Source organism: Paenibacillus terrae, assembly GCF_000943545.1.
Taxonomy (GTDB): Bacteria; Bacillota; Bacilli; order Paenibacillales; family Paenibacillaceae; genus Paenibacillus; species Paenibacillus terrae_A.
Genome location: NZ_JTHP01000039.1, coordinates 30,477 through 43,344 on the forward strand (window position 1 = coordinate 30,477; position 12,868 = coordinate 43,344).

The window sequence follows — 12,868 nt, forward strand, 5'->3', positions numbered from 1 at the left end:
AGAGAAGGGATGGGAATTTGTTGAGTAAGAGAGCCTATAATTTTAATGCAGGACCAGCGGCATTGCCGCTCAAAGTGCTGGAACGTGTACAAGCTGAATTCGTAGATTTTCAGGGAACAGGTATGTCCATTATGGAAATGTCTCACCGTGGAGCTGTGTATGAATCTGTTCATAATGAAGCGCAGGAACGTCTGTTATCTCTGCTAGGCAATCCAGAAGGCTACAAGGTGTTATTTCTGCAAGGAGGCGCCAGTACGCAATTTGCTATGCTGCCCTTAAATTTCTTGAGCGAAGGGCAGACAGGAAGCTATATCATGACAGGAAGCTGGTCAGACAAGGCTTATAAGGAAGCCAAGCTGTTGGGCAAGGCCCACATTGTTGCATCCTCTGCTGATGAAAAGTATATGCGTCTTCCGAATGTGGATTCTTTGGACTTGCCTGACAATACTGCTTATGTGCATATTACGTCCAACGAGACGATTGAAGGCACACAGTTCAAGCAATTTCCGGATACCGGTTCTGTGCCGTTGATTGTGGACATGTCCAGTGATATTTTTTGCAAGCCGTTTGATGCTACTCAATTCGGACTGATCTATGCTGGAGCACAAAAAAATCTGGGACCTTCCGGCGTAACAGTCGTGATCGCCCGTGAAGAACTGTTGACATCTTCACCGGACAACGTTCCTACGATGCTGCGTTACAGCACTTATGAAAAGAATAATTCTCTCTACAATACACCTCCATCCTTTGCTATATACATGGTGAATGAGGTACTGAAATGGATTCAGGAAGAAGGCGGCCTGGAAGGTATTGAACGCATCAACCAGCAGAAAGCTGCTTTGCTCTACGACCGTATTGACAGCAGTGAAGGCTTCTACCGTGGTTGTGTAGACGTCGCTGACCGATCCATTATGAATGTGACCTTCCGCCTCGCAAATGAGGACTTGGAAAAGCAATTTATTAAGGAGTCTGAGCAGGCCGGTTTCATCGGTCTGAAGGGACATCGTAGTGTAGGAGGGCTCCGCGCTTCGATCTACAATGCTGTTCCACTGGAGAACTGTCAAGCGTTGGCCGAGTTTATGGATAGCTTTAAGCAGCGTCATAGCTGATTGTAACGGACATATATTTCGATACACGAATGTTGGAAATCGAAAAAAACAAAGTAAAGCCTTCCCTGAACGTGTATAGGGGAAGGCTTTTAGTGGTGTAGAGCGATTATTTTTTTGGTTTGATGTTCATATTCCACCGATTTTGTTAAAATAATAGAATGTGTACATTTTTTCAGTTCAAAAATGAAGGGAACGAAACGTGATGCCATTACATATTGTGCTTGTTGAGCCGGAAATTCCGGCTAATACAGGGAATATTGCTAGAACGTGTGCTGCTACAGGAACACATCTGCATCTGGTAAAGCCGCTGGGCTTCCGTACCGACGATGCCACGTTAAAACGTGCTGGACTTGATTACTGGTATGCGGTCCACATTGAATACCATGAATCTTTTGCTGAGGTTCAGGAGAAGTATCAGGAAGGTCGCTTTTTTTATGCCACCACGAAAGCAAATCAGCGTTATAGTGATATTGCATTTCAGGATGGAGACTTTCTGGTATTTGGCAAAGAAACGAAGGGGCTGCCTCCCGAGCTTCTGGCTGCCAACCCGGATACATGCATCAAGATGCCTATGTCAGATAAAGTAAGATCGCTAAATTTGTCGAATTCCGCTGCAATTATCGTATATGAAGCGTTGCGACAAATGGAGTTTCCAGGTATATCGTGAATAATATCAAGTGAGTGGGTATAAGTGCGAACAAAGAACCAGGACCTTAGTTGCTAATCAAGCCTCGCGCCTCTGTTGTTCAGACAAACCCGACGTAGGGCTTGAAAATAAGGTTATAATCAGTAATTTGTAAAATCCTCAGAGAAAGCTAATGATAATGGACATTTCGGTCGATAAAAATATTACAGACATTCTGTGTCATACTTTGATATGGTTCATGATTTTATGAAAAAATGTAATAAAATTTCCTGTGATCAGCAGGATTCGACAAAAAGACAGCGAATACTACATAAAGAATAGTGTCTTTGTACCTAGTTTTTCGCAGGGAAAAAATTGCAATTCATAATGAAATAGGAGAGGTGTACGATCACGATGAAACCTGCCGGTGTGGTGCGTAAAGTTGATCAACTGGGGAGAATAGTGTTGCCCAAATCACTGCGCAAAAGATATCAAATGAATGAGGGAGATCCTGTCGAAATTTTGGTTCAGGGTGACCATATTATTTTGGAGCGTTATCGTCCGAAATGTGTATTTTGCGGATCAGTTGAGCAAGTGAACAATTTTAAAGATCGTTATATTTGTGCTCAATGCTTGACTGAAATGACACAGTACTCCTAAAATGGGGCAAAAGCATCACGACATTTGTTCGTGATGCTTTTTTTCTTATAGAGTATATGGGAGCAAGCATAGTTTACATGCTTGTAAACGATAAGCTCCTATTTATAGAACAAAAAATGAGTAGGGACTGGACGCAGATTGCCATCCGACGGCTTGTTCACGACCCGATCGTTCAGGATGAGTGAGGAGGAGCCTCCCCCGTCCAGATTATAAGCATTCTGAACGCCGAGATTGTACATTTTTCCCTGTAGTTCTTCCAGTGTTGCACCTGAACCCCCGCTTTCATTGTAGCCGTCTATGACAATAATGAGCAGTTGATCATCTTTATAGTTGCCGATGGCTGTACGTGGCGCTCGTTTGGGCGATACCTTCCATTTATCCGGAATAGGCATCTTTTGGCCGCTTTGCAGTAGTACGGGAACGAAGGTAGCTCCAAAGGCAGGCTTTAGGCTGTCCAGAGCACCCTGACTGTAAAATTTGCCGCCGATGAGCTTGCCGGTGTTGCTCAATCCGACGAAGGACAAATCCTTAAAACTGGACTGAAAGCCGGTCAGGTAATGGCCGTTCATGACGGTAGTGCTTAATGGATAGCGTTTGCCGTCTCCATCCGCAAAGCCGCCTGCATTAATACCAGCGACAGCTCCGTGTCTCAGGACAGCACGCATGGTCGTTTCGGAGCCGCCCAGTTTGTCGCTCCCCAGAGACATTTTCATAGCGGCAGGATCTTTAAGCTTGACCTTCATGGCATAGCCATGATAAATCCCTGGGTTCACCTTAAACAATTCAATAGTAATCCGGTTACTGTCTACCCGCTCATAGGGAACCCCGAGCTTGGCGGTGATGCGTCGAGTATAGATTTTTTCGGGACGCTTGGATTGAGTGGAGGCGGTTTGGACAAGCTGGTTCATCGTTTGGGTTGTTTGCTTGTACAGTTCCGATGTTCGGCGAATAGTAGACAAGGTGTATGTTGCCGTTTGTTTGGCTTCATCGAGCTGCTTGCCTACTGATTGCGTTTGTAGAACGACCTCGGCTTTTTGCAGACCCGGGACGGTAGACCCCGAAAAACTAAATGTGGGATGAATTAACAAAACACACCCCAACAAACCGATAAAAGGAGCAAGGGCCAACATGAAGAAACGATTTACCTGTTTTGTATCCATATTCATTTCAGCAGGTCCATTTTTTTCTGAAGTGTATTGAGCTGCTGCTTAACTTCGTTCAGTTGGGTGTAAAGCTTATTGCTGTTGTCGGTTTTATTGTTTGCATTATCCTTGGTAAAGGTCAGCAGCTCATTGAAGGACTGCACTTTGCCCTCTAATCCGTTAACTTCCTTGGAAAGCGCAGCCAACTGTTTTTCATAGTCGGTTTTGAGCGCTTGAATCTGCTGGTTCGTATGGGTTTGCATTTCGTTCAACATTTCCTGCTTCAAATGATTGCTGTACAGATAGGTTGCGAGAGCACCTAGTATAATAAGCAGGAACCAAAATAGCAGAAAAGCCTTTACGGGCATCCCCTTTCTTGAAGTGCCCCGCCGGGATTCGGCAGGAGGGTGTTCAGGTGAAGCTTGCATGCGATTTTTCAACTCCCGTGTAAAATCAAATTTCCAGTCTTTATTTTGCAGTTCCAATTCTATCATGGGCCTATTTATTTCGCAAAAGCGAAATAGATGCATAAAATTATTTGGAAAAAGAGATTGCAACGGAAGGAAGTCCTAGGATACAATTTCCTTAAGCGATTTTCGCTTCTTATACGTTCATATTTGCGCAATTTCTACATATGCAACCCCAAATTATAGATTCATTTTCGCTAACTATGTATTTTTATGTATTTTTTGTGAAATCAGGAGGTTTAGATATGAGAAAAGTATGGCAGGTGGTCATCATAGACATCCATCCTACAAGTATGCTGGGAACAAAGCTTATTTTGGAAGACCAGCAGGATTTGCTTGTCAGAGGGATGTCCTCCTCCGGGACGGAAGGTCTGGAATTGGCTTGCTCCATTCGGCCGGAAATCATTTTAATGGATTACAGGTTGCCTGAGGGAACAGCAGAACCGTTCCTAACACAAATACGGGCCTTGTCTCCAGACAGCCATATTGTTATTATGACGGATGAGGATAATATTACGCTGTTCCAACAGCTGATTTCGCTGGGAGCGAATGGAATGCTATCCAAACAGGCGTCACCAAGCCAGTTGATCCATCTGATCAACGGTTTGCGCGAAGGATTTGCTTCGTTACCGATGGATTGGATTCGTTGTGGAAATTGGCCTTTTATGCCGCTCATGGCTTCTGAACCTTTCGACGAATTGACACAGACCGAAATTTTCATTATGGAGCGTATTGTGCAAGGAATTACATATGACAAAATTGCTATTGAGATCGAAGTCAGTCGGCGCTCCATTGATAATTATCTACGTAAAATTTATGCTAAATTGGGCGTGTCCAGCCGGGCGCAGGCGATTGAACGTTATGCCTTGTACGCGCGTCAAGCAAAGCAGCTGTATGCCTGACGCGCCAACCCGGAGGTCGTGAGCCTATTTTTCAGGAGAAGGAGGATGTTCATGCAATATTCCTTTGCTTCACGAACCGCTGCAATGTTGGCTTCTCCAGTGCGTCATATCCGGGAAAATGCGAGAAGACACTCCTTTATATCTTTGGCTGAAGAATTGCCTGCACAAGAGCTCTTTCCAGTGAAGCTGCTGGAAGAAGCGGCTCATGATGTATTTGGTTCTGGCCCTGACGCCCTCCAGTATGGTGAACCGGAGGGCTATTTTCCTTTGCGGGCGTGGCTTGCAGGAGAGTGGGAACAGCGCAAAGGAGTTAGAGTGCCACCAGGACAGATTCTCCTGACAACAGGCAGTCAGCAGGCCATTGACCTGATTGTAAGGCTGATGGTGGATGAACGCGACCCTGTGTTAGTCGAAAATCCGACATCGCCCGGATGTCTGCAAGTGCTCTCAATGCAAGGTGCGCAGATCGTTCCCGTAGAATCTGATGGAGAAGGTGTGCTTCCCGATCAGCTTGAAGCTTTAATCGTTCACCACCATCCCAAGCTTTTTTTTGCTACACCTACGTTTACGAACCCGACCGGTTCCTTATGGAGCGCGGCAAGACGTCAGGAGATTTTGGAGCTGTGCAGGCTCCATCAGGTGCTGATCGTGGAGGACGATTCTTATGGAGAACTTCATTTTAAACAAAAAAATGAATCCGGCGACAAGAGTCCGCATGGGCAAAGCCGGAAATTTGCAGAAGCCTATCCTTCACTATTTGCGCTGGATCATGCGGGGCAGGGCGGCCAGGTGCTATATATCGGTTCATTCAACAAAACGGTTGCGCCCGCGCTGAGAACCGGATGGGCGGCAGGCCCCGCCCCGTTGATCGAAGGTATGTACGCTTTGAAGCAGTTGGCCGATATGCAGTCCAGTACGATGAACCAGCGGCTCCTGTTCCAGTTACTGACCAGCTCGCGTTTTCAATGGCACGAGCATTTAGCCATGCTGAACAAAGAGTACTCGACACGTCTGCAATTAATTCTGGAGCTGCTCAAGCGTCCATTTTGGAAAGATGTGACGTACCATATTCCGTCCGGCGGCATGTATGTGTGGGTTCGGTTGCCCGATGGGCTGGACAGCGCACTGCTGCTAAAGGCTGCCTTACCCAAGGGTGTAGCCTTTATGCCAGGAGAGTTGTGCGCGGTTGGCAGCGAAGGCGCGTCCCATATCCGCCTGAACTTCAGCCATCCGGGCCGCGAGCAGCTACTCATGGGCATGAACTTGATTGGTGAGACGATCAGTGAATTCACTGCGCGAAGCTAGCAGGAGCCGAACGATCTACTTGCTGTGGCATAACTTCCGGCAGTCGTGGCGTCAGAAGTAAGCGGTAGGCTTTTCGGCGATCCCCAGTATTGGAAGGGTGGTGAGTGGCAGGCTTCTCAGTGATCCTCCGCATTCGTAGTGGCAGAGTAAGCGGCTGGTGCTTCCGCAAACCGCCGTTGTCCGCCGCCGTCATCAGGCTCTACAGCCTTGCCAGCGGCCGTTTCGGCGTCTTGCTCTTGCAGTACCGCCGCATATTCGCTCAGGGCAACCTCGCCAAACGGGGTCAGCTTGTAGCGGCCACGGGCTACGCGCTCGAACCAGCCGTAGTAGTTGCGCTGGAGAACGGCTGCGGCCCCGCTGACGGCTGCTGTACGGGCGAGCTGCGCCGGTGCGGCTTCCCCCAGACCCTGCAAGGCCGCGGCCACGCGCAGCGCTTTTTCCCGGTAGGCCGTGACCAGCTTGCGCCGGGTACTGCCGCCAGTGTTGTGGTCGCCGCTGCGTGCGTGAAACTCTCGCAGCAGCCTTTCCTTGCGCGAGCCGGGGCGGGCTGCCGCCGTTTTGCGGTCACCACCGTTCGTACTCGCAGGCTTGCAAAGTACCTCTACGAGCGGCGGCTTGGTCTTATAATGGGTGACGGTGAGCAAGCCCAGCCCCAACTGGTGGCACAGTCCGACCAGCTCGTTCCAGCGCTGATTGACAGCCCCTTTTTTCGCACGGTTTCGTTCCACCGCCACATATACATTGCTGCTTAGCTTCAGGCGCTGCATGCCTTGCAGCACAAGCGCCAGATTGAACGTCTTTTTAATCTCCACAATCAGTGGCTCCTGCTGTTCTGGCTTTATACCCACCAAATCGCAGTTACGCACTTCTCCCTTGATTTCGTATCCCAAGCTCTCAAAAAAGGCTTTGATCGGAGCGTACAGCTCCGTCTCATGCCGAACCGCCATGCTTCTCCCGCTCCTTTATCCCATTATTCCGAGTTTATATTGTACCATAATGCGTCAGGTCCGCGTCGTTGTTGTATATTTTAGCACAGTGTATCTCTCTGTTTTTCGAAAAAGCAAGGGAACCTGTCGCAAAAAAAAGGTCAATTCTGAAATCAATCTGCATAGGTATGTATTACACTTTTTTTAAGAGGATTGCATCATATCCTGAAAGGCGTGGACGAGTGTAGCCATTAACCATCCGGAGTGGAGGATAGTCATTACGCAGTCATAGGAGGAACCGAGCATGAATATTTTTGAACGCGTTGCGGAGTACCGGGCGGAAAACAACCGTCTGGCCTGGAGCGGCACTTTTAGAGAGTATATCGAGATACTCAAGAAAGACCCGACGCCGGCGATGACCGCTCATGCACGGGTTTACAAGATGATTGAATCTTTTGGTGTAGAAGAGGTTGGGGGACATAAGCGATATAAATTTTTCGAGCAGGAGATTTTTGGGCTGGACCGTGCGCTGGAAAAGCTGGTGGAGGAATACTTCCATTCCTCAGCACGGCGACTCGATGTGCGCAAGCGTATTCTACTTTTGATGGGACCCGTCAGTGGAGGTAAATCCACGCTGGTCACCTTGCTCAAACGCGGTCTGGAGAAATTTTCGAGAACGGATCAGGGAGCGGTGTACGCCATTGAAGGCTGCCCCATGCACGAAGATCCGCTTCATCTCATTCCTCATGAGCTGCGTCCGGATTTTGAGAAGGAGCTGGGGGTGCGGATTGAAGGCAATCTGTGCCCAGCCTGCCAGATGAGATTGCGTACAGAATTTGATGGAGATATTGAAAAGGTCCGCGTGGAGCGGGTGTTTATATCGGAAGAAAATCGGATCGGCATCGGTACGTTCAGTCCTTCGGATCCGAAGTCACAGGATATTGCCGATTTGACGGGCAGCATCGACTTTTCTACGATTACGGAGTATGGGTCGGAATCCGATCCACGCGCGTATCGTTTTGACGGAGAACTGAACAAAGCCAACCGTGGACTAATGGAGTTTCAGGAGATGCTGAAGTGCGATGAGAAGTTTTTATGGAATTTGCTGTCTCTGACCCAGGAGGGTAATTTTAAAGCGGGACGTTTTGCGTTAATTAGTGCAGATGAATAGGTTATTTACTCATAAGACTAAAAAAATCACGCGCAACTAAACCTGGCTTTAATACCGGATACAATACATACTTAGCTGGAATACGCCCCCGGCCCCGCTCCGTTAATTCCACAATAACATGATCGAACACACTCCGCAGTATTTTATTACGATCAGATTTGTCATCTGCTGCTTGGTAAGCCTCCAGAACAGAAGTCAGATTTTTTTTCACCACGTCAATATCAATTTGTTTCTTCTCCGTAGGAAGCGATTTACTTGCTTCTGCTTCTAAAAGGGTAAGCTCCTGCAGCTCCGAATCAATTTCCGCTTTTCTTTCATCGAACATAATATCCGTATACTTACCAGTTTCATATTTTTCATATATGAACTTCATCCGGTTCTTTAGCTCTTTGTTCCGTGACTCAATATATGAGGACATGTCTTCTTTATGATTAACCTTTTTATCTTCTGCAATAAGTCGAGAGAGTTGCTCTTGCAAAATATCTTTGTCTAAGTCTAAATTTGAAAAATGGCGCAACACTTCCAGCAAGTCTTCCTCTACCGATCTATATTTTAAAAATGTACAACTAGCAGACGTACACCATAAAAATTCTTTATGATATTTACTCGTAGCCCCCGATTTTGTTTTGTAGTTTTGAACGCTATATTGTCGAACCATCCTCCGGCCGCATTTATGGCACACACATAGACCAGCCAATTCGCATGGAGAGAAATCCATTTTATTTCTCGGTTTATGTGATGAGTCTATCAATTTGGCTTGAGCTTTTTCCCAGGTATCAGTATCAATAATTGCAGGGAATGCATTAGGCACAATTATATGTTCTTCTTCGGGGCGCTGAACAACTTTCCCATTCACTCTCTGAGTAGTGCGAAAACGCATAGTTCCTATATACCGTTCGCTGCTTATTAACTGTTGTAGTTGATGTGGATGCCATTCCTTTTTTCCCTTGGGTGTCCGTATCAATGTCTTTTTGCTGAAATATGTAGCTAAAGCCCGGAAACTCACTTCACGTCTTGAACCGTCAGCTTGAGGCACGCCGTTTACGTAATAATCAAATATCATACGTACAATGCCAGCTTCATTTTCATTTATAATGAGCTTTTTTGTGTCCTTGTCATAATCAAACCCGAACGGAGCTGGACCAGCAACCCACTGGCCTGCTATGGCGTTATTCACCCGGCCCCCGAAAAGCCTTTCTCTTGTCGTCTCAAATTCTTCCCGGCTCATGAACAATTCAAAGCGTATTTGCCGCAGATCAGAAGGGTTACGAGGGTCATATACTTTATACGGAGTGATTATAAAAATGCGATTATCTACTATTAAATCATAGATAACGCCCATGTCAGTGTATGATCCGCGCCCCATCCGTGAAATTTCTTTAACAGCAATGGCCTGGTATTTCTTCACGCGGAGATCGTCAATGACACCCTGAAAAACTGGTCGTGTTGATATTTTGTCACCGGACCCAACTTCCGGACGTTGGTCATAAGGCATCCCCAAAGGTTCAAGAACTCTGTCCATTAACTCTTTTTGAGCTTTCAGAACATCTTCGCCCGTTCTTCTTTCATGTTCTTCGTCTGCTCTGGATTTACGAAGGTAATTAATAATAAATTCTATTCCTAAGCTCAGTAGGTAATCTCTGTTCAGTAAAGCCAAGCTCATTCGCCCCTTTTGGTTTGTAGTAATGTATATTTAATAACTACTATGATATAACCAAAGACATGCATAAATAAAGAGAAAAATTACAGATGAATTATAGATGTTACCTAGGAAACACAGCCCGAATTATAGGTTATTCTTATAACATGGAAAACAAAGAGAGAGCAGCACCCGACACAATCACACACCTGTTTGACGGCGGTAGGCGTAAGACGAGCGGCACCAGTTAGCCCCTTGCTATAAGACCTACAGAGAGCCGCAAGGGTAGGACAAGCGGGCGTGCTGTTCTCTTTCTATTCCTAAGCTTGCGAGGGTGAATGTCCCGCTTAGTGAGCGAATACGAGCGTCTGAGTACCACAAGGTTCACTGATCCGCCGATTGGGCCGTAGGGGTTGACAACCTGGTAAGTGATCAGCGGTTTGAGTCCGAAAGGGGAAGGGGTCACCTGGCGTTTAATTACTCCACTCTTGCCTGTCTATGCGCTTATATCGGGCGTGTGGAATCTGTATGCGGTGATCCTAGCCGCTAAAGAGTGGATCGGGAGCGCAACTGGTCGCGTCAGTAAGTACCGGATTCCGAAACAAAGCCTATATCATGATGTGGTGGCGGAAGATAGACGCATACACAGGACACGCGCGGCTTTAAAGAGCGAGGCGTGGTATGAGGTGATACTCAGTGCAAGGGTGAAAGTCCCTTGTTCACATCGAAACCAATTACAACAAATTTGAGACAGCCGTAAAGCGGGTCATAATACCCCATCAATAAGGGCGGCAGATTGTTCCGCACGTAATGCGGACTATAGCGATTGACGGTAAACGCTGTGAAATAATTACCGTCCTTTCATGCACGGTTAGCTCAGTGGTAGAGTGCAGGCGGGCCCGAGTAAAACAGACCTAGAGGCGTGGGTTCAATTCCCACACCGTGCAACATGCAGAATACATGGTGTGCTGCTGGATTCATTTCTGGTAGTAGACTGAATATGGAGGGTTAGCGGTGAATTCACAAATCGAAAACAATTTCATGTACCATCCGCCTAAAGACGGTCAGCCTGAAAAGTATGAGGCTATCCGAGAGAAAGCTAAGGAGTTGGCTTACCTGATTGAAGAAGAGGTGCCAAACAGCCGCGAGAAGTCACTTGCCTTGACGAATTTGGAGCAAGCTGTATTTTGGGCAAATGCTGGTGTAGCTCGGAATTAAATCTTACCCCGGAAATAATCCGGGGGTTTTACAGCGCCATAAGGCAAGCGCACGGTTCGAGTCTGCAGGGAGATAAAAAAGACCGCCAATATGACGGTCTTCCCTAAGAATAAGATTATTTCTTATGTTTGGTCGGGTCGACTAATTTGTATCCTTCGCCGGATTTCTGTGTGGGTGGCAAAGGGTTACCTTTAGTAGATGTGACCTCTCTTCCTTTGCTACCGCCTCTTGGACCTACAACTTCGTACTGTCCAGATTTGGGAGCAGGAGTGCCGGGAGTCAATTTGTCTGCCATATCAATCACCTCCTTTCGAACCAATACTTTCGGCGCATGAAAAGGAATATCCTTCCTATGTGTCGAAATACGTTGTCGAAGGGAGGTGTTAAATTTGGATAACGAGACGAAGGGTCTATATGATTGGTTCGATTCCTTGAAAGCCCAGCGTGACAAAGCAGACGAACTCGCTGAGGCTAAAAGGATCGAAATTAAGGTTTTAGAAGCTCGCAGGGAAGTTTCCGGTATAGCGGTTGATAAAATTGAAAATGCTGTTCTGCGCGAGAAATTTTATAATGAATTTATTAAAGGTGTAAACGATGCAGTTGAACAAGCAAGTAATGAACTTGCTGATTTGCGTAAGGATCGGAAAGAATTGAGCGCTTATGTGGCTGCTATTGAATTTGCAATTGAAAATGGTCCTTATAGAAAAACACCTTAATTAGTGACTTTCATGTTGGAGTTAACAATTTATAGACCGAACCATCCCGTCGGTAATGGGAGATGATGAGCAATGAATATATTGGAATTGATCGGGAAAACGGTCAAGGATGTGAGCAAAAGAAACCAAGGATTTCCTGACGAAGGAATTGACATTCTTTTTGAAGACGGCACTATCCTTGAAGTTAAAGGGCCGAATATAGTAATAAATGATTCAAGAACTAAAGCACTCTAATGGGTGCTTTTTTCTTTGCCAAAAGGAGGTATGGTGATGAGACTATTGCAATGGCTTGTACGATTGACAGTAGTTCGAAATGAGCCCCCAAGGAACAGGGCAGAGCGTCGTCAAGGAAGAGAGTATTAGATTCTACCGGGCTTGTCCCGACACCCGAACAAAAGGATCATATATCTACTTGGGGTACCAAATCTGATACCCCTCCTGAATCTTGGGGGCTCAAATCTGATACCTCGGCTTGTGGGATATGGACGGTACTCCATGCAATTCGACTGCGAGGCTCAATCTTTAATGGTGAATGTTTATACACAATATACATTAATGATGAATATTTGTAGTGGGCGATTGTACCCCCCTAACATGATTCTACTGGTGGATGATTGTCCCCCACTAAGTGAGTGTAAGAATGATCTAATCCCTTATGTATCAAGGGTTTTAGTGGATTACACTCTCATGATGGTGTGCAAAATGTATCAACTGCACTGATGCATAAATAGTGTATAAGGCCGAATTTAGGCTAAAACAGGCCGCTTGACAGCTAAATATGATTGTCAGTATAATGCTCTTATCCTTCGTATCTAGTAACTAAGTACAAGGATCTTAATATGGAGCGAAGCGTTCATATGCAGTTAATCTGTTAAAACGATTTAAAAAAGATAATTTTTTAAAAAAAAGCAGGTTCACGTCATCCTTTCAGACGTGAACTAGGCCAGTCCGGCTATGAGGACGGTCTTTTCTTTAAATCTTTTAATGC

13 protein-coding genes, 1 tRNA gene and 1 pseudogene are annotated in these 12,868 nt (G+C 46.2%); 10 read left to right on the forward strand and 5 right to left on the reverse strand.

Going from position 1 to position 12,868, the window contains the following annotated elements:
• Window positions 1–17 precede the first annotated feature (17 nt).
• The 3 genes from serC to QD47_RS18080 all read left to right on the forward strand — a co-directional run bounded on the left by serC (window position 18) and on the right by QD47_RS18080 (window position 2,394).
• Window positions 18–1,109 (forward strand): 3-phosphoserine/phosphohydroxythreonine transaminase, encoded by a 1,092-nt coding sequence (gene serC, locus QD47_RS18070; RefSeq protein WP_082067221.1) that lies wholly within the window; start codon window positions 18–20, stop codon window positions 1,107–1,109.
• A 202-nt stretch (window positions 1,110–1,311) separates the two neighbouring features.
• Window positions 1,312–1,776, forward strand: a complete 465-nt coding sequence (gene trmL, locus QD47_RS18075; RefSeq protein ID WP_044647440.1) for a tRNA (uridine(34)/cytosine(34)/5-carboxymethylaminomethyluridine(34)-2'-O)-methyltransferase TrmL — start codon at window positions 1,312–1,314, stop codon at window positions 1,774–1,776.
• Between the two features lie 372 nt (window positions 1,777–2,148).
• Entirely contained in the window at window positions 2,149–2,394 is a 246-nt protein-coding gene (locus tag QD47_RS18080) for an AbrB/MazE/SpoVT family DNA-binding domain-containing protein (protein ID WP_014280616.1), read from the forward strand.
• Between the two features lie 98 nt (window positions 2,395–2,492).
• Here QD47_RS18080 and QD47_RS18085 read toward each other — a convergent pair whose 3' ends face one another.
• Both QD47_RS18085 and QD47_RS18090 read right to left on the reverse strand, forming a co-directional pair.
• Window positions 2,493–3,560, reverse strand: coding sequence for a phosphodiester glycosidase family protein (locus QD47_RS18085; RefSeq protein WP_044647441.1), 1,068 nt, complete (start codon window positions 3,558–3,560; stop codon window positions 2,493–2,495).
• Window positions 3,557–3,964, reverse strand: a complete 408-nt coding sequence (locus tag QD47_RS18090) for a hypothetical protein (protein WP_044647467.1) — start codon at window positions 3,962–3,964, stop codon at window positions 3,557–3,559. The genes QD47_RS18085 and QD47_RS18090 overlap by 4 nt, the downstream gene beginning before the upstream one ends.
• 284 nt (window positions 3,965–4,248) lie before the next feature.
• Here QD47_RS18090 and QD47_RS18095 point away from each other — a divergent pair, with 284 nt between their 5' ends.
• Together QD47_RS18095 and QD47_RS18100 are read left to right on the forward strand one after the other, a co-directional pair.
• The gene (locus QD47_RS18095; RefSeq protein WP_044647442.1) at window positions 4,249–4,905 is read left to right on the forward strand and encodes a response regulator transcription factor; all 657 of its coding nucleotides are present in this window, start codon (window positions 4,249–4,251) and stop codon (window positions 4,903–4,905) included.
• 51 nt (window positions 4,906–4,956) lie between these two features.
• Window positions 4,957–6,210, forward strand: a complete 1,254-nt coding sequence (locus QD47_RS18100) for an aminotransferase-like domain-containing protein (protein ID WP_044647443.1) — start codon at window positions 4,957–4,959, stop codon at window positions 6,208–6,210.
• A gap of 116 nt (window positions 6,211–6,326) precedes the next feature.
• Here QD47_RS18100 and QD47_RS18105 read toward each other — a convergent pair whose 3' ends face one another.
• The gene (locus tag QD47_RS18105) at window positions 6,327–7,157 is read right to left on the reverse strand and encodes a DUF2161 domain-containing phosphodiesterase (RefSeq protein ID WP_044647444.1); all 831 of its coding nucleotides are present in this window, start codon (window positions 7,155–7,157) and stop codon (window positions 6,327–6,329) included.
• Between the two features lie 283 nt (window positions 7,158–7,440).
• Between QD47_RS18105 and QD47_RS18110 the strand changes: the two are divergent.
• Window positions 7,441–8,304: pseudogene (locus QD47_RS18110) on the forward strand (protein prkA); the annotation flags it as partial.
• Between the two features lie 4 nt (window positions 8,305–8,308).
• Here QD47_RS18110 and QD47_RS18115 read toward each other — a convergent pair.
• Window positions 8,309–9,970, reverse strand: coding sequence for a recombinase family protein (locus QD47_RS18115; RefSeq protein WP_044647445.1), 1,662 nt, complete (start codon window positions 9,968–9,970; stop codon window positions 8,309–8,311).
• 841 nt (window positions 9,971–10,811) lie between these two features.
• Between QD47_RS18115 and QD47_RS18125 the strand changes: the two genes are divergently transcribed.
• Both QD47_RS18125 and QD47_RS18130 read left to right on the forward strand, forming a co-directional pair.
• Window positions 10,812–10,893: transfer RNA gene (locus QD47_RS18125), tRNA-OTHER, on the forward strand.
• A 67-nt stretch (window positions 10,894–10,960) separates the two neighbouring features.
• Window positions 10,961–11,164, forward strand: a complete 204-nt coding sequence (locus tag QD47_RS18130) for an Acb2/Tad1 domain-containing protein (protein WP_044647447.1) — start codon at window positions 10,961–10,963, stop codon at window positions 11,162–11,164.
• Window positions 11,165–11,279: 115 nt separating this feature from the next.
• Here QD47_RS18130 and QD47_RS18135 read toward each other — a convergent pair whose 3' ends face one another.
• Window positions 11,280–11,459, reverse strand: coding sequence for a hypothetical protein (locus QD47_RS18135; RefSeq protein ID WP_044647448.1), 180 nt, complete (start codon window positions 11,457–11,459; stop codon window positions 11,280–11,282).
• 94 nt (window positions 11,460–11,553) lie between these two features.
• Here QD47_RS18135 and QD47_RS18140 point away from each other — a divergent pair, with 94 nt between their 5' ends.
• Window positions 11,554–11,880: a hypothetical protein gene (locus QD47_RS18140; RefSeq protein ID WP_044647449.1), complete on the forward strand. Its 327-nt coding sequence runs from the start codon at window positions 11,554–11,556 to the stop codon at window positions 11,878–11,880.
• Between the two features lie 72 nt (window positions 11,881–11,952).
• Entirely contained in the window at window positions 11,953–12,114 is a 162-nt protein-coding gene (locus tag QD47_RS32170; RefSeq protein WP_161797181.1) for a hypothetical protein, read from the forward strand.
• Window positions 12,115–12,868 lie beyond the last annotated feature (754 nt).

Bases quoted from the DNA above. Each gene is read 5' to 3' on its own strand.
- trmL (WP_044647440.1), top strand. From the start codon at position 1,312: ATGCCATTACATATTGTGCTTGTTGAGCCGGAAATTCCGGCTAATACA.
- QD47_RS18080 (WP_014280616.1), top strand. From the start codon at position 2,149: ATGAAACCTGCCGGTGTGGTGCGTAAAGTTGATCAACTGGGGAGAATA.
- QD47_RS18085 (WP_044647441.1), bottom strand. From the start codon at position 3,560: ATGAATATGGATACAAAACAGGTAAATCGTTTCTTCATGTTGGCCCTT.
- QD47_RS18090 (WP_044647467.1), bottom strand. From the start codon at position 3,964: ATGCAAGCTTCACCTGAACACCCTCCTGCCGAATCCCGGCGGGGCACT.
- QD47_RS18095 (WP_044647442.1), top strand. From the start codon at position 4,249: ATGAGAAAAGTATGGCAGGTGGTCATCATAGACATCCATCCTACAAGT.
- QD47_RS18100 (WP_044647443.1), top strand. From the start codon at position 4,957: ATGCAATATTCCTTTGCTTCACGAACCGCTGCAATGTTGGCTTCTCCA.
- QD47_RS18105 (WP_044647444.1), bottom strand. From the start codon at position 7,157: ATGGCGGTTCGGCATGAGACGGAGCTGTACGCTCCGATCAAAGCCTTT.
- QD47_RS18115 (WP_044647445.1), bottom strand. From the start codon at position 9,970: ATGAGCTTGGCTTTACTGAACAGAGATTACCTACTGAGCTTAGGAATA.
- QD47_RS18135 (WP_044647448.1), bottom strand. From the start codon at position 11,459: ATGGCAGACAAATTGACTCCCGGCACTCCTGCTCCCAAATCTGGACAG.
- QD47_RS32170 (WP_161797181.1), top strand. From the start codon at position 11,953: ATGAATATATTGGAATTGATCGGGAAAACGGTCAAGGATGTGAGCAAA.